This window comes from Klebsiella sp. BDA134-6 (assembly GCF_015601345.1).
GTDB lineage: Bacteria > Pseudomonadota > Gammaproteobacteria > Enterobacterales > Enterobacteriaceae > Klebsiella > Klebsiella grimontii.
Genome location: NZ_CP064784.1, coordinates 584,619 through 609,605, shown reverse-complemented (window position 1 = coordinate 609,605; position 24,987 = coordinate 584,619). Strand labels below are relative to the sequence as shown.

22 protein-coding genes and 1 pseudogene are annotated in these 24,987 nt (G+C 55.3%); 11 read left to right on the top strand and 12 right to left on the bottom strand.

The features are described from left to right. The first annotated feature begins 51 nt into the window (after positions 1 to 51). Positions 52 to 909 carry a MurR/RpiR family transcriptional regulator gene (locus IYV58_RS02845; protein WP_004098142.1) on the top strand — a complete coding sequence of 286 codons (858 nt, stop codon included), beginning with the start codon at positions 52 to 54 and terminating at the stop codon, positions 907 to 909. 432 nt (positions 910 to 1,341) lie between these two features. On the opposite strand, the gene iolB is transcribed toward IYV58_RS02845, so the two are convergent. Continuing rightward, positions 1,342 to 2,151: a 5-deoxy-glucuronate isomerase gene (gene iolB / locus IYV58_RS02840; RefSeq protein ID WP_004128289.1), complete on the bottom strand. Its 810-nt coding sequence runs from the start codon at positions 2,149 to 2,151 to the stop codon at positions 1,342 to 1,344. Between the two features lie 18 nt (positions 2,152 to 2,169). Continuing rightward, positions 2,170 to 3,675, bottom strand: coding sequence for a CoA-acylating methylmalonate-semialdehyde dehydrogenase (locus IYV58_RS02835; RefSeq protein WP_004128288.1), 1,506 nt, complete (start codon positions 3,673 to 3,675; stop codon positions 2,170 to 2,172). 361 nt (positions 3,676 to 4,036) lie between these two features. On the opposite strand from IYV58_RS02835, the gene IYV58_RS02830 reads away from it, so the two are divergent. Next, positions 4,037 to 4,858: a TIM barrel protein gene (locus IYV58_RS02830; RefSeq protein ID WP_004128287.1), complete on the top strand. Its 822-nt coding sequence runs from the start codon at positions 4,037 to 4,039 to the stop codon at positions 4,856 to 4,858. A gap of 86 nt (positions 4,859 to 4,944) precedes the next feature. Further along, positions 4,945 to 6,447 (top strand): helicase HerA-like C-terminal domain-containing protein, encoded by a 1,503-nt coding sequence (locus tag IYV58_RS02825; protein WP_142447046.1) that lies wholly within the window; start codon positions 4,945 to 4,947, stop codon positions 6,445 to 6,447. A gap of 42 nt (positions 6,448 to 6,489) precedes the next feature. On the opposite strand, the gene lptG is transcribed toward IYV58_RS02825, so the two are convergent. After that, positions 6,490 to 7,572, bottom strand: a complete 1,083-nt coding sequence (lptG, locus tag IYV58_RS02820) for an LPS export ABC transporter permease LptG (protein WP_004128285.1) — start codon at positions 7,570 to 7,572, stop codon at positions 6,490 to 6,492. Continuing rightward, positions 7,572 to 8,669, bottom strand: coding sequence for an LPS export ABC transporter permease LptF (gene lptF / locus IYV58_RS02815; RefSeq protein ID WP_004128284.1), 1,098 nt, complete (start codon positions 8,667 to 8,669; stop codon positions 7,572 to 7,574). The genes lptG and lptF overlap by 1 nt, the downstream gene beginning before the upstream one ends. Positions 8,670 to 9,062: 393 nt before the next feature. Here lptF and pepA point away from each other — a divergent pair, with 393 nt between their 5' ends. The 5 genes from pepA to IYV58_RS02790 all read left to right on the top strand — a co-directional run bounded on the left by pepA (position 9,063) and on the right by IYV58_RS02790 (position 15,773). After that, positions 9,063 to 10,574, top strand: coding sequence for a leucyl aminopeptidase (gene pepA, locus IYV58_RS02810; protein WP_004128283.1), 1,512 nt, complete (start codon positions 9,063 to 9,065; stop codon positions 10,572 to 10,574). 98 nt (positions 10,575 to 10,672) lie between these two features. Then, entirely contained in the window at positions 10,673 to 11,116 is a 444-nt protein-coding gene (gene holC / locus IYV58_RS02805) for a DNA polymerase III subunit chi (protein ID WP_004098129.1), read from the top strand. After that, the gene (locus IYV58_RS02800; protein ID WP_004128282.1) at positions 11,116 to 13,971 is read left to right on the top strand and encodes a valine--tRNA ligase; all 2,856 of its coding nucleotides are present in this window, start codon (positions 11,116 to 11,118) and stop codon (positions 13,969 to 13,971) included. Before holC ends, IYV58_RS02800 begins: the two co-directional genes overlap by 1 nt. A 123-nt stretch (positions 13,972 to 14,094) precedes the next feature. Next, a complete protein-coding gene (locus IYV58_RS02795) occupies positions 14,095 to 14,598 on the top strand; it encodes a GNAT family N-acetyltransferase (RefSeq protein ID WP_004128281.1) in 504 nt (167 codons plus the stop codon). Between the two features lie 152 nt (positions 14,599 to 14,750). Further along, on the top strand, positions 14,751 to 15,773 hold the full coding sequence (locus IYV58_RS02790; protein WP_195729402.1) for an alpha/beta hydrolase: 1,023 nt from the start codon (positions 14,751 to 14,753) through the stop codon (positions 15,771 to 15,773). Positions 15,774 to 15,813: 40 nt separating this feature from the next. Here the strand turns inward: IYV58_RS02790 and miaE are convergent, their stop codons facing one another. Together miaE and rraB are read right to left on the bottom strand one after the other, a co-directional pair. Continuing rightward, positions 15,814 to 16,572, bottom strand: coding sequence for a tRNA isopentenyl-2-thiomethyl-A-37 hydroxylase MiaE (miaE, locus tag IYV58_RS02785; RefSeq protein WP_004128278.1), 759 nt, complete (start codon positions 16,570 to 16,572; stop codon positions 15,814 to 15,816). Between the two features lie 52 nt (positions 16,573 to 16,624). After that, on the bottom strand, positions 16,625 to 17,050 hold the full coding sequence (rraB, locus tag IYV58_RS02780) for a ribonuclease E inhibitor RraB (RefSeq protein WP_004098122.1): 426 nt from the start codon (positions 17,048 to 17,050) through the stop codon (positions 16,625 to 16,627). Between the two features lie 99 nt (positions 17,051 to 17,149). Between rraB and argL the strand changes: the two genes are divergently transcribed. Continuing rightward, positions 17,150 to 17,245, top strand: coding sequence for a putative translational regulatory protein ArgL (argL, locus tag IYV58_RS28560; RefSeq protein WP_371320544.1), 96 nt, complete (start codon positions 17,150 to 17,152; stop codon positions 17,243 to 17,245). Continuing rightward, entirely contained in the window at positions 17,215 to 18,219 is a 1,005-nt protein-coding gene (gene argF / locus IYV58_RS02775; protein WP_154902765.1) for an ornithine carbamoyltransferase, read from the top strand. The genes argL and argF overlap by 31 nt, the downstream gene beginning before the upstream one ends. A gap of 2 nt (positions 18,220 to 18,221) precedes the next feature. Here the strand turns inward: argF and IYV58_RS02770 are convergent, their stop codons facing one another. The 6 genes and pseudogenes from IYV58_RS02770 to IYV58_RS02745 all read right to left on the bottom strand — a co-directional run bounded on the left by IYV58_RS02770 (position 18,222) and on the right by IYV58_RS02745 (position 24,679). Further along, the gene (locus tag IYV58_RS02770) at positions 18,222 to 18,947 is read right to left on the bottom strand and encodes a GntR family transcriptional regulator (RefSeq protein WP_004128274.1); all 726 of its coding nucleotides are present in this window, start codon (positions 18,945 to 18,947) and stop codon (positions 18,222 to 18,224) included. 84 nt (positions 18,948 to 19,031) lie between these two features. Continuing rightward, complete coding sequence (locus tag IYV58_RS02765) at positions 19,032 to 20,450, bottom strand: YfcC family protein (protein ID WP_004128272.1); 1,419 nt, start codon at positions 20,448 to 20,450, stop codon at positions 19,032 to 19,034. Between the two features lie 56 nt (positions 20,451 to 20,506). Next, positions 20,507 to 22,072: an amidohydrolase gene (locus IYV58_RS02760; protein ID WP_004128269.1), complete on the bottom strand. Its 1,566-nt coding sequence runs from the start codon at positions 22,070 to 22,072 to the stop codon at positions 20,507 to 20,509. A 94-nt stretch (positions 22,073 to 22,166) separates the two neighbouring features. Beyond that, positions 22,167 to 22,997: a PfkB family carbohydrate kinase gene (locus IYV58_RS02755; RefSeq protein ID WP_123829426.1), complete on the bottom strand. Its 831-nt coding sequence runs from the start codon at positions 22,995 to 22,997 to the stop codon at positions 22,167 to 22,169. Positions 22,998 to 23,008: 11 nt separating this feature from the next. Continuing rightward, a complete protein-coding gene (locus IYV58_RS02750) occupies positions 23,009 to 23,983 on the bottom strand; it encodes an SIS domain-containing protein (protein ID WP_195729401.1) in 975 nt (324 codons plus the stop codon). 244 nt (positions 23,984 to 24,227) lie between these two features. Further along, a pseudogene (locus IYV58_RS02745) lies at positions 24,228 to 24,679 on the bottom strand (YhcH/YjgK/YiaL family protein). 192 nt (positions 24,680 to 24,871) lie between these two features. Between IYV58_RS02745 and IYV58_RS02740 the strand changes: the two are divergent. Further along, positions 24,872 to 24,976, top strand: coding sequence for a pyrBI operon leader peptide (locus IYV58_RS02740; protein ID WP_009652331.1), 105 nt, complete (start codon positions 24,872 to 24,874; stop codon positions 24,974 to 24,976). Positions 24,977 to 24,987 lie beyond the last annotated feature (11 nt).

Below are 24,987 nucleotides of genomic sequence, written 5' to 3'. Positions count from 1 at the left end.
CATTTGATACACTGGAAATTATATTCCTTTCATTTTCTCAGAGCGCAATCTATGGCCAATAATCCGACCCAACTTACCATCTTGCAGGATGAAATCAGGCGTCGCTACGACACGTTAAGCAAACGCCTGAAACAGGTAGCCCGCTATATTCTCGATAACAGCAATAGCGTGGCTTTCGACACCGTGGCCTCTATCGCGCAACAAGCTGACGTCCCCCCTTCCACGCTGATCCGCTTCGCTAACGCCTTTGGTTTTAGCGGCTTCAACGAAATGAAGCAGATGTTCAAGCAGCACCTGATGGAAGAGACGGCTAACTATACCGAGCGCGCGCGTCTGTTCCGCCAGACCACCACGGATGACGCAACCCCGCCGGAAACGCCGACCGAAATCCTGAATATGTTCACCATGGTCAATACCCAGGCGCTGCAGCAGCTGGCGATGCAGACCTCTGGCGACGATCTGCAGCGCGCGGTCGCGCTGCTGGCGGAAGCGGAGAATATCTACGTTATCGGCCTGCGCCGCTCCTTTAGCGTCGCCTCCTATCTGACCTACGCCCTGCGCCATCTGGACCGTAAAGCGTTCCTGATTGACGGTCTGGGCGGCATGTTTACCGAGCAGCTCAGCCTGGTCGGGCCGAAAGATGTCGTGGTGGCGGTGAGCTTCTCTCCGTATGCGCGGGAAGTGGTTGAACTGGTGGAGCTCGGCGCGCAGCGTAAAGCACGGCAGATAGCGATTACCGACAGCCAGGTCAGCCCGCTCGCGGCCTTCAGCGACGTCTGCTTCGTGGTGCGCGAGGCGCAGGTTGATGGTTTCCGTTCACAGGTGGCCTCGCTGTGCCTGGCCCAGACTCTGGCGGTCTCGCTGGCGCTGAACAGCAGCAAGGATGCAGAGACGAAGCAGCTGGCTTAAATTTTTCATGCCTCCCGGATGGCGACGTAAACGTCTTATCCGGGCTACTTGTCCGCAGACAACGTTAAACCCGTAACCCGGCTAAGCGCAGCGCGAGCCGGGGGTGCAGTTGGCTTAAGCTTTTCATTATTCCCGGATTGCGGCGTAAACGTCTTATCCGGGCTACTTGTCCGCAGACGACGGTAAACCCGTAGCCCGGCTCAGCGCAGCGCGAGCCGGGGGTGCAGCTGGCTTAAGCTTTTCATTATTCCCGGATAGCGACGTAAACGTCTTATCCGGGCTACTTGTCCGCAGACGACGGTAAACCCGTAGCCCGGCTCAGCGCAGCGCGAGCCGGGGATGTGGTAGGATTGCGACGACGATCTTATTCGGGTTACAGGATCAAAAAGGCCGGCTAGCAACGCTAACCGGCCTTTTTATCCTCAAGCGACGTTAATCGTGGCGAGGATAATCAGGGCTATTGATCCACGCGTGATCCTCTTCCCAGGTAAACATCCATTTGCGATCCGGGCCGGCCATCACGTTCAGATAGTAACTGTCATATCCGGCAATCGCCGCCACCGGATGGTAGCCGCGCGGCACCATGACCACATCGTGGTTGTAGGGAGCCATGCAGGCATCGAGGCTGCGGTCATCGGTGTAGACGCGCTGGAAGGCAAAACCCTGCGGCGGATCGAAACGGTGATAGTAGGTCTCTTCCAGCTGGGTTTCCTGACCCGGCAGCGCCGTATCGTGCTTATGCGACGGCCATGAGCTGGTCGCCCCTTCCTCGGTGTAAACCTCCACCACCAGCAGGCAGTCCGCCTGCACGTTGTCCGGAAGAATATTGTGCACCAGGCGCTGGTTGCGCCCCTTACCGCGATGCTCTACGCCAACGTCCTGCGGGGAGATGACCCGTGCAGGGAAGGTTCCTTTACCCGGCGCGCTGCATACGGCCAGCTCGAGGTCTGAATCCGCCGTCACTTCGACTTTATCCTGCGGCGGCACATAGACTGACCAGGGCGGCGTACGCTCAAATGGCGACATACGCTGGCCAAGGTTGGGGAAATCCGCCCGAGTGGTTTTTACCGAAGCCAGCCCGGCGACCAGCACCAGGCACAGTTCGCGATCGCCGCTTTCCAGGGTGACGGTTTGCCCTTTCTTTAACATCCAGACGTCAAAACCAATGTACTTCCACCCCGCGCTCTGCGGGGTGATGTGCTGAATCTGCCCTTCTTTTTTTGCTTTAGCCAGTAAAGACATGGCGCTCTCCTTCGCCGATTAGCCTAACGTCGGCATACTGAATTCAGATACGGTTTGCTGACCCTGCGGCCAGCGGACGGTGGCGGTTTTCATACGCGTATAGAAGCGCACACCATCCGGGCCATGCACGTTCAGGGCGCCGAATACGGAGCGTTTCCAGCCGCCAAAGCTATGGAAGGCCATGGGAACGGGTACCGGTACGTTGACCCCAACCATTCCGGCCTGGACATCATGTACAAATTCACGCGCGGTGTGGCCGTTGCTGGTAAAGACGGCGCTACCGTTGCCGAACTCATGGCTGTTCACCAGCTCCAGCGCGCTGTGGTAATCCGCCACGCGGACAATACCCAGCACCGGGCCAAAAATCTCTTCGCGCCAGATAGTCATCTCCGGCGTAACGTTGTCGAACAGCGTTCCACCGACGTAGTACCCCTCTTCAAACCCGGGAACCTGCGGCTTACGGCCGTCAACCACCAGCGTCGCCCCCTCGCTGATCCCTTTATCAATATATCCCAGCACTTTTTTCTGATGGGTATCGGAAACGACCGGCCCCATTTCGTTCTCTTCTTTTCCGCGCATACAGCCCGGCCCAACCTTCAGGGATTCCACCAGTGGCTTCAGGCGCGCAATCAGTTTATCCGCCGTTTCATCGCCGACGGCGACCACTACCGGCAGCGCCATGCAGCGCTCGCCCGCCGAGCCGAACGCGCCGCCCATAATGGCGTTCACGGTGGCATCCAGATCGGCATCCGGCATCACAATCGCGTGGTTTTTCGCCGCGCCAAACGCCTGTACTCGCTTGCCATAAGCGCTGGCGGTTTTATAAATATGCTCCGCCACGCCGGACGAACCCACAAAGCTTACCGCCGCGATACGCGGGTCCCGGTAGAGCTGCTCAGCGTCTTCATTGCTGCAGTGCACCACGTTAAAGACGCCATCCGGCAGCCCCGCTTCTTTCAGCAATTCCGCCAGACGCACCGCGGCGGTCGGCGCCAGCGCTGGTGGCTTCAGGACAAAGCTGTTGCCGCAGGCCAGCGCTAGCGGGAACATCCACATCGGTACCATCGCCGGGAAGTTGAACGGTGTAATGCCCGCCACCACGCCCAGCGGCTGCATCAGAGAATAGCTGTCAACGCCGGTACCGACATCCGATGAGAACTCCCCTTTGATCAGATGCGGAATGCCGCAGGCAAACTCGACGACTTCCATGCCGCGCGTCAGCTCACCCATCGCGTCGGAAAACACTTTACCGTGCTCGCTGACGATAATCCCCGCCAGCTCTTCAGCGTGCTGTTCCAGTAACATTTTAAAATTGAACATCACGCGCGCGCGGCGCAGCGGCGTGGTGCGCGACCAGCTCTCAAAAGCATCACGCGCCACCTGAATGGCGTCAGAGACTTCCTGCGCGGTCGATAACGTGACTTCGCGGACCACTTTGCCCGTCGCGGGGTCGAATACCGGCATTGTGTTGTTGCTGCCGCTGGTAACGGTTTTCCCGCCAATAAAGTTTCCTGTGATAGTCATGCTCTCGCCTCATCTGTATGGGGTATCGGGGGCCAACGCAGTACGGCCCATTGCTGGATCTGCTGTGCTATAACCGTAGTAAAATGAAATTAATATTTCAATATTGATAGCTAATGAAATTCAATTTTGGTGACGATGGTCGCAATTTATTGTAAGGAAACGCCGCCTTGCGCGCTAAAGCCCGACAAAAAGAGATTAGACGTAGCGCCTTCTGGAACCGGCAGCAATGAAAGCACAACAGAAAAATATTTTGCGAGTCGGCTCAAAAAATCGCCATTTCATACATTGCTAATTTTGGAATAAATGTTTTGACTATGAGGCATTCGAACGAATTCGATCCCTACGTTTCTGGAGAGTCAAAATGGCTATTGCATCGCAACGTTTCTGCATCAACCGCAAGATCGCCCCGTCATTCAGCATTGAGGCCTTTTTCCGGCTGGTGAACAGCCTCGGGCTGAACAAAGTCGAGCTACGTAACGACCTCCCCAGCGGAAAAGTAACCGACGACCTGAGCCACCAGCAGGTTCGCGAGCTGGCTGACCGCTACCATATTGAGATCCTCACGATCAACGCGGTCTACCCTTTCAACTGCCGCACCGCAGAGGTTCGTAGCCTGACGGAGTCATTGTTAAAAGAAGCCAAAGCCGTTGGCGCCAAATCGCTGGTGCTGTGCCCGCTGAACGATGGTACCGAGGTTCCGGCGAGCGAAACCCTTAACGCCCTGCGTGACCTGGCGCCGTTATTCGCCTTCTACGGCATTCAGGGACTGGTGGAACCGCTCGGTTTCCCGCAGAGCTCGCTGCGCTCCTCGGCGCAGGCGCAAACGCTGATCCACGACGCGCGGGTGCCGTTTAAGCTGCTGATCGATACCTTCCATCATCATCTTTATCCGCAGGCGGAGCAGGAGTTTAACCAGGTGGATATCGGCGAAATCGGTCTGGTCCATCTTTCCGGCGTAGAGGATACCCGCCCACGCGAAGCCCTTACCGACAATGAGCGCATCATGCTGAGCGCAAAAGACCAGCTGCACAGCTGCGAGCAGGTCAAAAACCTGGAGGCGCGCGGTTATCAGGGCGTGTATGCGTTCGAGCCCTTCGCGCCGGAGCTGGCAAACTGGAGCGAAGACGATATCCGCCGCGAAATTGAGCAGAGCATCGCGTTAATTCAGCGCCACTGCGCCTGAAGCGAATAAGCGAAGGCGCACGTGATTTCCCTGCTTTTGTCATCAAGTTGCCTATACTCGCAGCAGGATAAATGGAGAAATCGATCATGAGCGCACCTCTGCTAATTGCCCGCACGCTGGATAAACAGCTGCATTTACTGCCCGCTATGGCCAACCGCCACGGCTTAATTACCGGCGCCACGGGGACCGGTAAAACCGTCACCCTGCAAAAGCTGGCGGAGTCGTTCTCGGAGATCGGCGTTCCGGTATTTATGGCCGATGTGAAAGGCGACCTCACCGGTATCGCCGAGTCGGGCCAAAGTTCGGAAAAGCTGCAGGCGCGGCTGGAGAAAATTGGCGCAACGGATTGGCAGCCGCACGCCAATCCGGTGGTGCTATGGGATATTTTCGGCGAAAAAGGCCACCCGGTGCGCGCCACGGTTTCCGATCTCGGGCCCCTGCTGCTGGCTCGCCTGCTCAACCTCAATGAGGTTCAGTCCGGGGTGCTGAATATCATTTTCCGTATCGCCGACGATCGCGGGCTGCTGCTGCTCGACTTTAAAGACCTGCGCGCCATTACCCAATACATTGGCGACAACGCCAAAGCGTTTCAGAACCAGTACGGCAATATCAGCAGCGCCTCCGTAGGGGCGATTCAGCGCGGGTTACTCACCCTTGAGCAGCAGGGGGCGGAGCACTTTTTCGGCGAACCTATGCTCGATATTCAGGACTGGATGCGCGTCGACGCTGAGGGTAAAGGGGTGATTAATATCCTGAGCGCCGAGAAGCTCTACCAGATGCCGAAGCTGTACGCCGCCAGCCTGCTATGGATGCTCTCCGAGCTTTACGAACGGCTGCCGGAAGCCGGCGACCAGGAGAAGCCAAAGCTGGTCTTTTTCTTTGATGAAGCGCATCTGCTGTTTAACGATGCGCCGCAGGTGCTGCTGGATAAAATCGAGCAGGTCATTCGTCTGATTCGTTCTAAAGCCGTCGGGGTCTATTTTGTTTCACAAAACCCGTCGGACATTCCCGATGCGGTTCTCGGCCAACTGGGTAATCGCGTGCAGCACGCCCTGCGCGCCTTCACGCCGAAAGACCAAAAAGCGGTAAAAACTGCCGCGCAGACCATGCGCGCGAATCCGGCGTTCAGTACCGAACAGGCGATTCAGGAGCTGGGCACCGGCGAAGCGCTGATCTCCTTTCTTGATGAGAAAGGCAGCCCTTCGATAGTGGAACGCGCAATGGTTATCGCCCCCTGCTCGCGTATGGGGCCGGTCACCGATGACGAACGCAACGGGCTACTTAACCACTCGCCGCTGTACGGAAAATATGAAGAAGAGATCGACCGTGAATCGGCCTTTGAAATGCTGCAACAGGGCGTTCAGAGCACAACGGAGCAGCAGCAGTCACCGCCCGCAAAAGGCCAGCAAAGCGGCGATGACGACGGCCTGCTGGGCGGATTAAAAGACATTCTGTTCGGCACCACCGGCCCGCGCGGCGGCAAACGCGACGGTATCGTACAAACGGCAGCCAGGAGCGCGGTGCGTCAGGTCACCAATCAGATAGTCAGGGGAATGCTGGGAAGCTTGCTTGGCGGGCGGAAACGCTAAAAAAACGCCCCCTTTCTGAATTCAGGAAGGGGGCGCGTGACGTCAGGATTTACGCATCATCAGCCAGAGGCTCAGCAAGAAGAAGCTGGCGCTCGGCAACAGCGCGCCGATAATCGGCGGGATGCCGTACACCAGGGTGAGCGGGCCGAAAATCTGGTCCAGCACGTAGAAGATGAAGCCGAAGCTGATCCCGGTCACCACTCTGACGCCCATCGGCACGCTACGTAGCGGGCCAAAGATAAACGACAGCGCCATCAGCATCATCACCGCCACCGACAGCGGCTGGAAGATCTTGCTCCACATATTGAGCTGATAGCGGCCCGGATCCTGACCGCTGGACTTCAAATAGGTAACATAGTTGTGCAGGCCGCTGATAGACAGCGCGTCGGGGTCCAGCGCCACCACGCCGAGCTTGTCCGGCGTCAGGTTGGTCTTCCAGGTCCCGCTGACCGTCTGCGTTCCGGTGACCTGTTTCGGGTCAGTCAGGTTGGATTCATCCACCTGCGACAGCCGCCAGAGCTTATTCTCGGTGTCAAACTTTGCCGAAGCGGCATAGCGAACGGACTGCAGGCGGCGCTGGTCGTTAAAGGCGTAGATGCTCACTCCGCCCAGCTCATCGCTGCCTTTTACCCGCTCGATATACACAAAGTTATGGCCGTCTTTCGCCCACAGCCCCTGCTGCGTTGAAAGCAGCGATCCGCCGTACATCTGCTGAGCACGATAGTTACGCGCCATCTGCTCGCCCTGCGGGGCAACCCACTCGCCCATCGCCATGGTCAGCAGCACCAGCGGAATCGCGGTTTTCATCACCGACAGCGCCACCTGCAGACGGGTAAAGCCGGAAGCCTGCATCACCACCAGTTCGCTGCGCTGCGCCAGCATCCCCAGCCCCAGCAGCGCGCCGAGCAGCGCCGCCATCGGGAAGAAGATTTGGATATCTTTCGGCACGCTGAGAATCGTGTAGATTCCTGCCCCCAGCGCATCATAGTTGCCCTGCCCGGCCTTTTTCAGCTGGTCGACAAACTTGATAATGCCCGAGAGGGAAACCAGCATGAACAGGGTCATCATGATGGTATTGAAAATCGTCTTACCGATATAACGGTCAAGTACCCCAAACGCCTGCATCACGCCGCTCCTTTGTTAAAACGGGCACGGAAGCGGCGCATCGGCACCGTATCCCACAGGTTCAACAGCACGGCCAACGCGAAATAGAGCAGGTTTACCGCCCACATCCAGATCATCGGATCCATTTTGCCTTTACCGCCGCTCGATTTAATCGACGTTTGCAGCAGGAAGAACACCAGATAGAGCAGCATCGCCGGCAGCATCGACAGCACGCGGCCCTGGCGCGGGTTTACCACGCTAAGCGGCACCACCATCAGCGCCATGATGAATACCGTCGCGACCAGCGTGAAGCGCCAGTGCAGCTCCGCCCGGGCGCGATCGGTATCGGTACGCCACAGGGTACGCATATCCATCTGCTCGGTATCGTTCGGATCGGATGCCACCGCCTGATGGCCGACTATCGCCTGATAGTTTTTGAAGTCAGTAATGCGGAAGTCGCGCAGCATCGCGGTGCCTTCAAAGCGGGTGCCCTGATTCATGGTCACCACCTGCGAGCCGTCTTTACGCAGCGAGAGCTCGCCGGTATCCGCGACAACCACCGACGGGCGTGCGTTGCCTCGCGGCCGCAGCTGAGCAAGGAAAACATCGCTGAAGCGGTTGCCGTTGACGTTCTCAATAAACAGCACCGCGCTGCCATCGCTGGCCTGCTGGAACTGGCCCTGAGCCAGCGCCGCCATGCCGGGGTTCGCTTTCGCTTCCGCCAGCACTTCATCCTGGTGACGAGAAGACCAGGGCCCGGCCCACATCACGTTGACCGCCGCGACGATGCCCGTAAAGAGCGCCAGGATCATGGCGGCTTTCACCAGCACTGCCTTGCTCAGGCCGCAGGCGTGCATCACCGTGATTTCGCTTTCGGTATACAGTTTACCCAGCGTCATCAGCAGCCCGAGGAATAAACTCAGGGGCAGAATAAGCTGCGCCATTTCAGGTACGCCCAGCCCTAGCAGCGAGAGCACCAGATTTGTCGGGATATCGCCATCAACAGCGGCGCCGAGGATCCTGACCAGTTTCTGACAAAAGAAAATGAGCAGCAGGATGAATAGGATCGCCAACTGGCTTTTCAGCGTCTCACGAACCAGATATCTTATGATTATCACTATAAATACGCCCGTAAAAACCCGTTTTATTGCAGGAAAATTGCTTGTTTCATGGCTTAAACGTCATTTATTCTCTTTGGTCGTCGAAAACATCGCTAAGATTAAATGACTCGCTGGTTCTGCGTATCAGGATCTTTTCTGACGAACCAAGGCCGTAATAACGTTAAGATTAACACGAAGTCACCACAACAGCGGACATGAGTTACGAAAGCTTTCAATTTCTATACTCTATGGATTTCGAGTTGCAGGCAGGCGGCAAGACTGTGAAGCCCCGGAGCTTACATCAGGTAAGTGACAGGGGTGAGCAGGCGCAGCCAACGCATCTGCAACTTGAAAGACGACGAGTATATCTGTAGCCACCACTGTTGTCTTTAAGATTCAGGAGCATAGTGCATGGAGTTCAGTGTAAAAAGCGGTAGCCCGGAGAAGCAGCGGAGCGCCTGTATCGTGGTCGGCGTCTTTGAACCACGGCGCCTCTCCCCCATCGCCGAACAGCTTGATAAAATTAGCGACGGTTATATCAGCGCCCTGCTGCGTCGCGGCGAGCTGGAAGGCAAACCTGGCCAGACTTTATTGCTGCACCATGTGCCGAATATTCTGTCGGAGCGCATTCTGCTTATTGGCTGTGGTAAAGAGCGCGAGCTGGATGAACGTCAGTACAAGCAGGTCATTCAGAAAACTATCAATACGCTGAATGATACCGGTTCAATGGAGGCCGTCTGCTTCCTGACCGAGCTGCACGTCAAAGGCCGCAATAACTACTGGAAAGTGCGTCAGGCGGTCGAGACCGCTAAAGAAACGCTGTACAGCTTTGACCAGTTGAAAACCAACAAAAGCGAGCCGCGCCGCCCGCTGCGTAAAATGGTTTTCAACGTCCCGACCCGTCGCGAGCTGACCAGCGGCGAACGCGCCATTCAGCACGGTCTGGCGATTGCTGCCGGCATCAAAGCGGCGAAAGATCTCGGCAATATGCCGCCAAACATCTGTAATGCCGCCTATCTGGCCTCTCAGGCGCGCCAGCTGGCCGATACCTACAGCAAGAACGTCATTACCCGCGTTATCGGCGAACAGCAGATGAAAGAGCTGGGAATGAACTCTTATCTGGCGGTCGGCAACGGTTCGCAGAACGAATCGCTGATGTCGGTTATCGAATACAAAGGCAACCCGGCGGAGGATGCGCGTCCTATCGTGCTGGTCGGTAAAGGCCTGACCTTTGACTCCGGCGGCATCTCCATCAAGCCTGCCGAAGGCATGGACGAGATGAAATACGATATGTGCGGCGCGGCGGCAGTGTACGGCGTGATGCGCATGGTGGCAGAACTTCAGCTGCCACTGAACGTTGTCGGCGTGCTTGCTGGATGTGAAAACATGCCGGGTGGTCGCGCCTACCGCCCAGGCGACGTGTTGACCACGATGTCCGGGCAAACGGTTGAAGTGCTGAACACCGATGCCGAAGGGCGCCTGGTGCTGTGCGATGTGCTGACCTACGTCGAGCGCTTCGAGCCGGAGACGGTAATCGACGTGGCGACGCTGACCGGCGCCTGCGTGATAGCGCTGGGCCATCACATCACCGGCCTGATGTCGAACCACAATCCGCTGGCCCACGAGCTGATCGGCGCCTCCGAACTGGCAGGCGATCGCGCATGGCGTCTGCCGCTTGCCGACGAGTTCCAGGAACAGCTGGAATCTAACTTCGCCGATATGGCGAACATCGGCGGCCGTCCCGGCGGAGCGATTACCGCGGGCTGCTTCCTGGCGCGCTTTACCCGTAAGTACAACTGGGCGCACCTGGATATCGCCGGTACCGCGTGGCGTTCCGGTAAAGCCAAAGGCGCGACCGGTCGTCCGGTGGCGATGCTGTCGCAGTTCCTGCTCAACCGCGCTGGGTTTACCGGCGAAGAGTGATGCAACGTGCCGGGTGGACCCGGCCTACTAACGACAGTACACCGTAGGCCGGGTCCGCCCGGCTTAAGCATTTAAAGTCATCACAAGAAGCCCCATATATGAAAAACGCAACGTTCTACCTTCTGGACAACGACACGCAACAAGACGGTCTGAGCGCCGTTGAACAACTGGTGTGTGACATTGCCGCAGAACGTTGGCGCAGCGGCAAGCGAGTGCTCATCGCCTGCGAAGATGAGCAACAGGCCATTCGTCTGGACGAGGCGCTGTGGGCACGGCCAGCGGAAAGTTTTGTTCCGCATAATCTGGCGGGAGAAGGTCCGCGCGGCGGCGCGCCGGTGGAGATCGCCTGGCCGCAAAAACGCAACAGCAGCCCGCGGGATATTCTGATTAGCCTGCGGCTAAATTTTGCAGATTTTGCCACCGCTTTCACAGAAGTGATAGACTTCGTCCCTTATGAAGATTCTTTGAAACAACTGGCGCGCGAACGCTATAAAGCGTACCGCATGGCTGGTTTCAACCTGAACACGGCAACCTGGAAATAATGGAAAAGACATACAACCCCCAAGATATCGAACAGCCGCTTTACGAGCACTGGGAAAAGCAGGGCTATTTCAAGCCTAACGGCGATGAAAGCAAAGAGTCCTTCTGCATCATGATCCCGCCGCCGAACGTCACCGGCAGTTTGCATATGGGTCATGCCTTCCAGCAAACCATCATGGATACCATGATTCGCTACCAGCGCATGCAGGGTAAAAACACTCTGTGGCAGGCCGGTACCGACCACGCGGGTATCGCTACCCAGATGGTGGTTGAGCGTAAGATTGCCGCCGAAGAAGGTAAAACCCGCCACGACTACGGTCGCGACGCCTTTATCGATAAAATCTGGCAGTGGAAAGCGGAGTCCGGCGGCACCATTACCCGCCAGATGCGCCGCCTGGGCAACTCCGTGGACTGGGAGCGCGAGCGCTTCACCATGGACGAAGGCCTGTCCAACGCCGTCAAAGAAGTCTTTGTCCGCCTGTACAAAGAAGATCTGATCTACCGCGGCAAGCGCCTGGTCAACTGGGACCCGAAACTGCGCACCGCTATCTCCGATCTGGAAGTGGAAAACCGCGAGTCTAAAGGCTCGATGTGGCATATCCGCTATCCTCTGGCCGACGGCGCGAAAACCGCTGACGGTAAAGATTATCTGGTCGTCGCCACCACCCGTCCGGAGACCGTGCTGGGCGATACCGGCGTGGCCGTTAACCCGGAAGATCCGCGCTATAAAGACCTTATCGGCAAATTCGTGATCCTGCCGCTGGTTGACCGCCGCATTCCGATTGTAGGCGACGAACACGCCGATATGGAAAAAGGCACCGGCTGCGTGAAGATCACCCCGGCGCACGATTTTAACGACTATGAAGTGGGCAAGCGTCATGCCCTGCCGATGATCAATATCCTGACCTTTGACGGCGACATCCGCGAAACCGCGGAAGTTTATGACACCAAAGGCAACGAGTCTGACGTTTACTCAAACGCTATCCCGGCGGAGTTCCAGAAGCTGGAGCGCTTTGCCGCGCGTAAAGCGGTAGTTGCCGCTATCGACGCGCTGGGCCTGCTGGAAGAGATTAAACCGCACGACCTGACCGTTCCGTACGGCGACCGCGGCGGCGTGGTGATCGAACCGATGCTGACCGACCAGTGGTACGTCCGCGCCGACGTGCTGGCTAAACCCGCTGTTGAAGCGGTTGAGAACGGCGACATCCAGTTCGTGCCGAAGCAGTACGAAAACATGTACTTCTCCTGGATGCGCGACATTCAGGACTGGTGTATCTCCCGCCAGCTGTGGTGGGGTCACCGCATCCCGGCATGGTACGACAACGACGGCAACGTCTACGTTGGCCGCACCGAAGACGAAGTGCGTCAGGAAAATAACCTGGGCGCCGGCGTAGCGCTGCGCCAGGACGAAGACGTTCTCGATACCTGGTTCTCCTCCGCGCTGTGGACCTTCTCCACCCTCGGCTGGCCGGAAAACACCGATGCCCTGCGCCAGTTCCATCCGACCAGCGTGATGGTTTCCGGCTTCGACATCATCTTCTTCTGGATTGCGCGCATGATCATGATGACCATGCACTTCATCAAAGATGAAAACGGCAAGCCGCAGGTGCCGTTTAAAACCGTCTATATGACCGGCCTGATCCGCGATGACGAAGGCCAGAAGATGTCCAAATCGAAGGGCAACGTTATCGACCCGCTGGATATGGTCGACGGCATTTCCCTGCCGGAGCTGCTGGAAAAACGCACCGGTAACATGATGCAGCCGCAGCTGGCGGAAAAAATCGCCAAACGCACCGAGAAACAGTTCCCGAACGGCATTGAGCCGCACGGTACCGACGCCCTGCGCTTTACCCTGGCGGCGTTGGCCTCGACCGGCCGCGATATCAACTGGGATATGAAGCGTCTGGAAGGTTATCGTAACTTCTGCAACAAGCTGTGGAACGCCAGCCGCTTTGTGCTGATGAACACCGAAGATCAGGATTGCGGCTTTAACGGCGGTGAAATGACCCTGTCGCTGGCGGACCGCTGGATCCTGGCGGAATTCAACCAGACCGTCAAAGCCTACCGCGAGGCGCTGGACGGCTTCCGCTTCGATATCGCCGCGGGCATTCTGTATGAGTTCACCTGGAACCAGTTCTGCGACTGGTATCTGGAGCTGACCAAGCCGGTGATGACCGGCGGTTCCGAGTCTGAGCTGCGCGGCACCCGCCACACGCTGGTGACCGTTCTGGAAGGTCTGCTGCGCCTGGCGCACCCGATTATCCCGTTCATCACCGAGACCATCTGGCAGCGCGTGAAGGTGATTTGCGGTATTACTGCCGATACCATCATGCTGCAGCCGTTCCCGCAGTACGATGCGTCTCAGGTTGACGAAGCGGCGCTGGCCGATACCGAATGGCTGAAGCAGGCGATCGTCGCCGTGCGTAACATCCGTGCGGAAATGAACATCGCCCCAGGTAAGCCGCTGGAGCTGCTGCTGCGCGGTTGCAGCGAAGCCGCGATGCGTCGCGTGAACGACAACCGTAGCTTCCTGCTGAACCTGGCGCGTCTGGAAAGCATCACCGTGCTGCCCGCCGATGATAAAGGTCCGGTTTCCGTGACCAAAATTATCGACGGCGCCGAGCTGCTGATCCCGATGGCCGGCCTCATCAATAAAGAAGATGAACTGGCGCGCCTCGCGAAAGAGGTGACAAAAATCGAAGGTGAGATTGGCCGCATCGAGAGCAAACTATCCAACGAAGGCTTTGTGGCACGCGCGCCGGAAGCGGTGATCGCCAAAGAGCGTGAGAAGCTGGAAGGTTACGCGGAAGCGAAAGCGAAGCTGATTGAGCAGCAGGCGGTTATCGCCGCGCTGTAATTCACTCGCCCCTTATCCCATCCGGGTAAGGGGCGTTTTCTGTGAAAGATCCTCGCTTGCACTCTCCCCTCCCGCAGTGTTATTAACAACATCATCCGTCATCATTTTGCAACGAGTCTTCACATGAATACGAGCGCAACCCTACCGCTAACCCTGCGCCGCATCACGGCTAATGATAATCAGGCGATAGCCAACGTTATCCGCCAGGTTTCCGCCGAATATGGCCTGACCGCCGATAAAGGCTATACGGTCGCCGATCCGAATCTGGATCAGCTCTATGAGCTTTATAGCCAACCGGGTTCCGCCTATTGGGTCGTTGAGCAGAATGGTGAAGTGGTCGGCGGCGGCGGCGTGGCGCCGCTCTCCTGCAGCGAGCCCGATATCTGCGAACTACAAAAAATGTATTTTATGACCTCCGCGCGCGGTCGGGGACTGGCGAAAAAGCTGGCGCTGATGGCCATGGATTACGCCCGTGAACAGGGTTTCAAACGCTGCTATCTCGAAACCACCGCCTTCCTTAAAGAAGCGGTCGGTTTATATGAGCATCTCGGCTTCGAGCATATCGACGGGCCGCTGGGCTGCACCGGCCACGTTGACTGCGAGGTCACGATGCTGAAAGTGCTGTAGCGCCCGCAAAACGACGACGTTAATTAATCGAAAAAATGCATGGTTTTCATGCAAAAAGAGCGTTATTCACCGCACGTTTTCGCTAATACACTCTTCGAGCATTGGATCTTTTCGCCTGCTACTGCGGCAGGCTTTGCTCAGGATAGAACATCATGAAAAAACTCCCCCTCCTGCTCACCGGCGGCCTGATGCTTGCCGGCATGGCTTCCTGCGTTAACGCCGGCGAACTTGCTGGCAATACCGAAGGCGCTCAGGTCATTCGCGTGGAAAAAAACCGGGGCCGTATCGATGCGCTCAACGATATCGTTTATAGCCAGGTAAAAAGCACCGTCGCCGTTCGTCAGCTGCATATGTCTTTACTGGTACCGCGTAACGGCGATCTGAAACCGGCAATCATCTATTTCCCCGGCGGCGGTTTCACCAGCGCGGCCTGGAATAAGTTTATCGAGATGCGTATGGCGCTGGCGACGGCGGGATTCGTCGTCGCGGCGGCGGAATACCGTACGGTTCCCGACACCTTCCCGGCCCCGGTTATCGATGGTAAAGCTGCCGTTCGCTATCTCCGCGAACATGCCGCGGAATACGGTATAGACCCGTCGCGTATTGGCGTGCTGGGGGATTCCGCAGGCGGCTATATGGCGCAGATGCTGGCGCTCACCAACGGCGACAAAACGTTCGATCGTGGCGATAACCTGGCGCAATCCTCGGACGTGCAGGCCGCCGCCACGCTGTACGGTATTTCAAACCTGTTGAATATCGGCGAAGGTTTTCCGCAGGCGATTCAAAAGGTACACCAGTCGCCGGCGGTCACTGAAGCGCTGCTGGTACACGGTAGCGCTTTTCGCGACTGGCCGGGAGCGACCATTGACAGCGATCCGCAAAAAGCCCTGGCGGCCAGCCCGATGGGCCATATCAGCGGTAAAAAGCCGCCGTTTTTAATTATGCACGGCAGCGCCGATACCCTGGTTGCACCGGTACAAAGTCAACAGCTCTATCGCGCGCTGAAGAAGGAGGGCAACCCGGCTGATTACGTGTTGCTGGCGGGTGCGGAGCACGGCGATGACAGCTGGTATCAGAAGCCGGTTATTGAACGGGTAGTGAACTGGTTTAAAGCGACCCTCGGCGCGCCAAAAGCCGCCGCGACAGCAGAGAAAGACAAAAACGCCAATCTGTAATAGATCGTCAGGCCGCTGCGACGAAGCGGCGGCCTGGCACTCAGACCGGCACGCCGCTGTGAAAACGAAACTCCGCTTCAGGCGCGTTAATTAACGCCGCTTCCGCCTCGCCAAGCTGGCGCACGCGTTCGCTGATATTTTCCGCGGAAATCCTCTGCGCTAAGTCCAGATAGTCCTGATAGTGGCGCGCTTCGGAACGCAGCAGCGACAGATAAAACTTCTGCAGATCGTCATCCAGCCATGGCGCCAGCGCGGCAAAACGCTCGCAGGAACGGGCTTCAATGTAGGCGCCGCAAATCAGTTTATCGATCAGCATCACCGGTTCGTGAGAACGCACTTCCCGGCGCAGCCCGCGGGCATAGTTGCTGGCGGTGATTTTGACGTACGGGATTTCGCGGGAAAGCATGATTTCCCTCACCTGCCAGAAGTGATGCAGCTCCTCTTTGATCAGCAAAATCATGCTGTCGAGCAGCTGACGTCCCCAGGGATCGTCGGTCTGCGGCATGGCGCTTTTGTTTATCTGCTTATGTAGCGCGACGAAATCCGGCTCCGGGCCCCAGCGGTAGGTGAAGTCCTCGTAGGGCTTCAGGCAGGCCAGCAGCTCATCGGCGCCTTCTTTATCCGCAACGTATCGACGCACCAGCAGCATGGCGTTTTGCGCCGCTTTCAGCTCGCACACCATATGGTCGGTCAATAGCAGTGGAAGATTTTCCGGTTTACGGGCTTCATCAATCCACGCCTGAGGAGTTGGGCAATGCAGAAAGCTTAAAATCGGGGCGAGTATTTGCGGGTAATCCATTGAAATTCCTTGCTATACGGCGGCATAACACACCGCCGTATACCTCTGCTACCTAGTGGCGAACGCCGTCGTCGTCTTCATCAACGAGATCTTCGTCGTCGTCACCTTCTTCGTCTTCCCCGTTAGGATCTTCGTAGTAGGTGCCCCAGCCGTCGTATTCAACGTCGTATTTTTCCGCCAGCGTCATCAGCTGCTCAACCTGGGCATCGATCAGCTCGGCATTCAGCGCGGATTCGCTGAGGATATCGCAGCAAATCACGGTATCGCCCTCTTCCACTTCCAGCTCTTCTGGCTCAGTCACTTCATAGCCCAGCTTGAAAGCTTCTACCGCCACTTTCTCCAGCGTTTCGAAATCATCGGCGGAGAGATGGTGCTCAATGGTGTACAGCGCGTCAGGATCGCTGCCGTCTTCGAGCAACTCTTCAATAATCAGACGCGTTTCTTCACGCTGTTCTTCCAGTAATTCCGGGTTGGCCATGGCTCGTTCCTCATAATGTGTCGCAGATGCTTCTATTGTCACATACCGCCGTGATTGCCTCCACCTTCTAAGAGAAAGATTTATGACACGGGGTTGCAAATGAATATTCATACATATAAAGTGAATTTTAATTCAACAAATGGTCTAAGCCATGTGAGGGAACCATGTCCGCGTTATATCAGAAGCATTTTTTAAAGTTACTTGATTTTACTCCTGCAGAAATTACCGCCCTGCTTGAACTGGCGGCCAGGCTCAAAGCTGATAAGAAAAACAATATCGAAATTCAGCATCTCACCGGCAAAAACATCGCGCTCATCTTCGAAAAAGACTCTACTCGTACCCGATGCTCTTTCGAAGTTGCCGCATTTGACCAGGGCGCTCGCGTCACCTATCTCGGACCAAGCGGCAGCCAGATTGGCCACAAAGAGTCGATTAAAGACACCGCCCGCGTGCTGGGACGCATGTACGACGGTATTCAATATCGCGGTCATGGCCAGGAAGTGGTGGAAACCCTTGCCGAATATGCCGGCGTTCCGGTATGGAACGGCCTGACCAATGAATTCCACCCTACCCAGCTGCTAGCGGACCTTCTGACCATGCAGGAGCACCTGCCGGGCAAAGCCTTTAGCCAGATGACCCTGGTCTACGCCGGCGACGCGCGGAATAATATGGGCAACTCCATGCTCGAAGCCGCCGCGCTGACCGGCCTGGATCTGCGCCTGGTCGCGCCAACGGCCTGCTGGCCGGAAGAGAAGCTGGTCGAGCAGTGCCGGGCGCTGGCGCAGAAAAACGGCGGCAATATTACGCTGACCGAAGATATCGCCGCGGGCGTGAAGGACGCGGACTTTATCTATACCGACGTCTGGGTATCAATGGGCGAAGCTAAAGAGAAGTGGGCGGAGCGTATCGCGCTGCTGCGCGGGTATCAAGTGAATAGCGAGATGATGGCGCTGACCGGCAATCCGCAGGTGAAATTCCTCCACTGCCTGCCCGCGTTCCACGACGACCAGACCACGCTCGGCAAACAGATGGCGGCGGAGTACGGCCTGCACGGCGGTATGGAAGTCACCGACGAGGTATTTGAATCCGCGGCGAGCGTCGTTTTCGACCAGGCGGAAAACCGCATGCATACTATCAAAGCGGTGATGGTGGCGACGCTTTCCCACTGAAATCAAAAACTAAACGTGTAACGCTCGGCGACAATATACTGTTCTCCATAGTGAATAGGCTGATGCTGGCTATCCAGAATCAGCGTTTTCATCAGGAATAACGGTTCGCCGGGCGGTTGCTGCAGCAGCGGTGCGTTGTCAGAATGCGCGCGCACCATCTCTACCGTCGTTTCACCCGCATAGGTAGGCACGATCGCGTATTTATCACTCAATAGCTGATAAAGCGACCCGCTGAGATCTTCCTGCTGTAAAAATCCTAATCGTTTCAGAGAGTAGTAATTATTCTCTAACATTAACGGCGCATCGCCAGCGATCCTGAGGCGTTGGATATAAAGCACGGAATCATCCCTCTCAAGCTCAAGAAGCTGACGCGCATTACGATAGTCCGGCAGAATCTCACGACGAGTCACTACGCTGTGGGTTGGTAGATGGTTAGCATCGCATGCGGCAGTAAAGCTAAGCAGGTGCACAACTTTACGCTCAATTTTAGGCAGACAGACAAAAGTCCCCTTCCCCTGCTTTTTCACCAAATAGCCTTCGGCTACCAGCTCTTTCACTGCGTTGCGCACCGTAATGCGGCTGATATTGTAAAGTTCGCTGAGCTCAATCTCGGTGGGGATTTTCTCTCCTTCAGCGAGTTTCCCGGACGAGATATCGCTGAGGATTTTATCTTTAAGCTGCCTGTATAACGGTACGGAAGTATTCTGTTGCAGTCCGAAATTCGACATAAAAGAGGTACCAGCACGGCCATTAATGCGAAGCAGGATTATAATCGAAGCGCGCCCATCAAACTACGACGGCGCGCATATCCCTTAGACCCAGGCCGAAATCGCAGCAAACACGGCGCTGACTATCCACAGCACCGGAAACAGCGGCGCAATCGCCTTTAACCACTGACCAAATCCAATACGCGCAATAGACAGCCCGGCCAGCAATACACCACCGGTAGGAGAAACCAGGTTCGTCAGGCCATTGCCAAATTGATAAGCCATTACCATCGCCTCTTTATTGATACCCACTAAATCGCCTAATGGCGCCAGCACGGGCATCGTGAGCGCAGCCTCGCCCGAAGAGGAAGGGACAAAAAAGGTGATGACGTTATGCCCTAATAGCATCAAAGTGGTGAATGCGTACTGCGGCAACCCTTCCAGCATTTCCGACAAGCCAAAGAGCAGCGTGTCGATAATTCGTCCGTTCTCTGCCACCACCAAAATACCGCGCGCGAGTCCTATCACTACGGCGGCGTAAACAAACTCTTTACACCCTTCGACAAAGCTGTCGGCCATCCCGCTAATACCCATGCGCCCGACGATCCCAGAAAACAGCCCCAGAGCCAGGAACACAGAGCCGATCTCAACCATGTACCAGCCACGCGTGATTAACCCCCATGAAATGATGGCCAGCGCCAGCACAAAAGCGATGATAATCACTCGATCGGCGATGGAAAAATGGACCGACGTATCCTGTATCGACAAAAACTGCTCACGGTTGCGGCAATCATTCTCATATACCGGCGACTTTTGTGGAGTGCGTTTAACACGATGTGCGTACCACATGGTGTAAGTAATCGCCAGTAATGTGAAGACCAGCCATGCGATGGCACGCAGCCAAAGCTGCGGATTTCCCTGAATACCCGCTACGCCCTGGGCAATGAGTACAGAGAACGGATTGGTCATTGCGCCAACATAGCCAATCTGGGTTCCCAGAAAAAGAATCAGGATCGCGGTCATTGAGTCATAACCCAGCGCGAACATGAGGGATATAAAGATCGCATAAAGAGGGATCACCTCCTCGCTCATACCAAAAGTTGCGCCCCCCAGGCTAAACAAAGTCATTGCGATAGGGATAACCAGAATCCCTTTACCAGCCAGACGTTCAGCCAGCGCCACCAGCCCCCGCTCAATAGCGCCAGTACGTAAAATAACGCCAAAAGCACCACCAACAATGAGTACAAACGCCACTACGTCGGCGGCCTTGATAATTCCCTCCATCGGCGCGGCCAGTACGGCGGCAATACCCTGACGTAAATCGCCCTCGCTGCTGACTTTTTCCAGCAGATGATAAGACCCTGGGATCACTAATGTTTTCGTTTCACCGCCGGGTAAAGTCACTGAGTGATAATCAAAACTGCCGCTGGGAATACACCATGTCAGCAGCGCTACTAATATAATAATGAAGAAAATCAGAGCGTAGCAGTGTGGCATCGCCCACTTTATTTTTGCAATACGCATAATCCGCCTCGGTAAGATGTTTATATAATGTTCGCCGTCATTCGGCATTTTTAGAGTCACAGAAGGTCATGGGTAATACGGCCATCCACCAGGGTCAGTACAACGGTGGAGGTCCGTAACTCATCATTCGGGCAGCTCAACAAATTACGGTCAAAAACCGCGATATCCGCACGTTTTCCCGGCTCAAGGCTACCGGTCATATCTTCCATGCCGTGATGTCGAGCACTATTCAGCGTCCAGGCCGTTAAGAGCTGCTGTCGTGTCATTCCGCGTTCGCGGTACCAGCCATTCACGGGTGAACCATCAGGGAACTGACGACAGCAGGCGGCATACATCGCGTCAGGAACAGAAGGAATAAACAGGGGCAGATCGGTACCAATAGTGACCGTCACACCAGCCCCGAATAGTGCGGCATAATCGTAGAATTGCGCTTCGCGCTCTTCTCCATAGCGTTCGCGCATATAGGCTTCGGCTTCGCAGGGGTTAAGGAGCAGAATTTGTGCATAAACTTCGGCAAAGAGGCCGAGCTCAGCCATTCTGGGAATATCGTTTGGATGCGGGCATTCCAGATCGCTCAGAGAATGTCTAACCACACTCTGCGGGTGACGCTGACGGCATTCGGCAAAAATATCTATACAGCGGCGAATTGCGGCATCGCCCTCCGCATTCATACAGCAGTTGAATCCACGAGCATCAGCCAGCAAAACCTGCTGGCGCAGGGCATCATAATCAACGGGCCTTTCATTGTTCGTGCCGGGACGATCGGCATAGGGGTAAATCATATCGCCGGTATGATCGGCAATAACGCCATCGACCATAAATTTAAAACCATGAAACCGCAGCCATGGCGAATGAAAGCGGCGTCGGGCCTGTTCACCGAAAGCAAGATCGACAGGCGCAGATACGGGCTGAGAAACAATGCTCACCCTCAGCGACAGCGCATCCTCTTTTTCCAGTTCATCCCAGGCATTCATCAACCGCGGCGCATCGTTGAAACAAACGTCTTTTATCGCCGTGATTCCCTGCCCGGCAAGTCGGGTCATAAATGCCCGCATTTCTTTTTTTAACTGTGCGGTATCAGCCAGCATCTCATTCAATAATGCGATTCTCGCCTCCGCGCTGCACTCTTCAGCGGTAAAGCCATAAAGCTCCACGGCGGCACGGTTCATCCAGCAATAGCTTTTGTCATCGTTAATAGCAACAACCGGCCTCTGCGGGAAAGCGTCATCCAATAAGCTGGCATCAGGCACCGCTCCCCAACGGGCAACAGACCAGCCCCAGCCATAGAGGCTTTTCCCCTCAGGGAGAAGATTCACTGCAGCCTGTAGTAGTTCAAGGGCATGATTACTGTCGCGGGCGCCATGGAGATCGACGCCACGCCGCATGCTCATATAGCCGGTAAAAAACGTGTGATTATCGCAAAATCCCGGACAAATCAGGCGATCGCCAAGTTCGATAAAGCGAGTACTTTCACCTCTCCAGGGTTGAATATCTTCCCCATTTGCTATCATCGCCGCGATAGCGCCATTTTTAATGACGACATATCCGCTAAATAGCTCATTTCTGGCAGCAGTAAAAATAGCATCAGAACGTAAAATCAAATCAGCAGCTTCACTATGCATAATTCTTTCCTCACGGAAAAAGCGCACGAATCCCCGTTTCCGCCCGGCAAGCGGACGGAAATCAGTATGGAAAAATGAGAGAAGGCGTTATAGGTTAGTAGTGAGTCCCGTAGCCAAACGCCCCTTCTTTCAGGCAAATTTGTGCCGAGAAAGCTGCTGCTTTTTGCAGGCTATGGGTAATCGCTTCGCGCTTGTTACCCGTAGGTTGGGCCAGAAAATGGCAAACGAAAGCGGTAATAAAAGCATCACCTGCGCCCATTGTATCGACTGGAGTGACGTAATCGGGCGCCTGCTGATACCAATCCTGCCCGTCAAATAAAATCGCGCCTTCATCCCCACGCGTCGCGCAGACAATGCGACTCCCGCTGGCCTGCGCCTGTTGCACAATTTCACGCGTTTGCGCCAGGCTGTAGTCAGCGCATGAGAAGAATGCGAAGTCGACGTAACGGCACAACGGCAGCGCCTGCTCCAGTACAAAGTCATCTGAAAAATCGAAAGAGACAGGAATGTTGAGCTTGCGTAACTGAGGTAATTGCGTCTCCATGTAGCTATAACAACCGCTATGGATCAGATCAAACTCACGCAGGTATTGCTCATGCTGAAAAATAAAATCCATCGAAGTTGTCTTACGAATACCCCCGGCGTTCGAACCAAGAAATATCCGTTCTCCCTCTTCGATTTTCAGCTGCGCACAGCCGTTCTCCCCGGCCACCTGCAGACAGTGGGGCCACTTGACGCCAACTTTATCCAGCACCTGCATAACGTGCTCCGCAGCGGCATCATTACCAAAAATCCCCAGATAGGCCGCATTGTGTCCCAACATGGCCGCATAAGCGGCAAAGTTCAACGCATTTCCACCGGGATACATGGTCTGAGTATGGGCGTATTTATCGACGACGTTATCGCCAATTCCAATCACATTCATCATAATTCCCCTTAGTATTCCACCAGCCCCATATAGCGGCGGGTATCCAATGGATGCTGACGAATGTCGGCAAGCGCAGAACGATATTCACACATGATGCTGTAAAACAGCACGGGGTTGAAAAACTCCACGACTGACGGAGGGAGAACCCCGATGCCCAGTTCTTTAGCATCAACGACTTCCACTTTCTCTGCATACTTGGTGAGGAAGACCAAAGCTCGCTCATCCATCGCTCGCGTACGGCCTTCGTTCATTAATAAAATAAACGGCGTCTCTTTATCCGTAACTTCGAAAGGCCCGTGGAAGTACTCACCGGAGTGAATAGGTGCGGCATGTAGCCATTGCATTTCCATTAGTGAGCAGATAGCAAAACCATAAGCATGGCCGTAAGAAGCTCCGCTGGAGAGGATATAGAAGAGTTTTTCATCCTGATATTTTTGGGCAAAACGCTGGCAGCGATCCGCAACCTGCTGACGGCCATGAGCAATGACGCCATTAATTTGGGCCATTCCCTGTTGGAAATCAGCGTAATTATCGAAACCTTCAACCTGCTGCAGCGTATCAACGCACAGATTGAGGATAATCGCCATCGGATTATCGACCACATTGGTATCGTTACCCCAGGCATAGAGTATGTTGTGGTTGGCGTATTCGATCAGCTGTGCCTGAGCGTTGTGAGTCAGCGTAATAGTATGCGCTTGATGGTGCTGTGCAAGCTTAGCCGCAGCGACGGATTCTGGCGTGTTGCCCCCGTGCGAACAGACGATAACCAGCGAATTCTCCCCCAACGTTTTTGGCGTCGCGTAGACAAACTCATTGGCGGTATACATGCCGACATGAAGCGTTGTCGCCTCGCTATCAAGAAAGTATTTAGCCGGATACATATCCACTAATGACCCGCCGCAGGCCACAAGGAACACCTGGCGGATTCCGCCTTTATCTTCTATCTCTTTCGCAACGGCATTAATTATTTCTTTAGTATTCATATAGTAAAAACTCCACATCTCATTATTGATTGTTCAAATTAACGGAAACAACATTAATACGTTATATAACGTATTAATGAGATCGCCATCAAAATTTGCACAATGCGCGCGGTATGAGCGTTTGGCTGAAGCATCAAATGAGAGGGAATAAGAAGTAAAAAATCGCGAATAGCTAGAAAAAACAAAGGCTAGCAATTGTCACAATATGACAATTGCTAGCCTTCGGTAAAAATACGCTCGTCAACTAAACCATCAGCATCTTCACAACCGCTTTGCGCACCTTCGCTGGCGTGCCGACGGCGCACAGCGGCTTATGTACTTCGCCGGGATAGAACACTACAAAATCGCCTTCGCTGAGGATAACGGTTTTTTCCTGCGCCCCCTCCGCCAGGAAAGCGATGTCTTTATCAGCCAGCCAATCGGTATCCGGCGCACCGGCGGGAAGAACGCTAAAGGTCATGCTCTCCTGGCCTTTGAGTACAATCTGGATGTCGAGGTAGCGGGCGTGATACTCGGCGCGGCGGTCGGCCATCGGCTCGGTGGTATCTTCGGAAATGAGATAAAACAGGTTGTTGCCGTCAATATCATGTTTACCCAGCGGCGTCGCGTCGGTGACGTGGGCCTTAACGTGTTCGTAGCCTCGCGTAGAGACGCCGGCAGCCAGCTCTGCAGATGGTGAATGTTCCCAACGATCATAATAACCCCTAATTATAAAACAGCTTTTCATTTTCCGTTTTATACCCCCCTTCGCACTGCCATACCACCTCTTTTTCAGGGTTTTTTGCGTTACCGCACTCTTCTCCAGGCAAACGTTTACCTTTTGTGGATTAATCGCTTGATCCGAAATATGAGCTGCGTATAATGCCACCCGTTTTGCCGGGAGGAATTATGGTTCAGTGTGTACGACATCGCGTCTTACCGCGTCTGAAAACAGGCGCTGGCCTGCCGTTTTTTCTTTCCGTTGCATCCGTATTCGTAAAGCCCCTTATTTAAGGGGCTTTTTT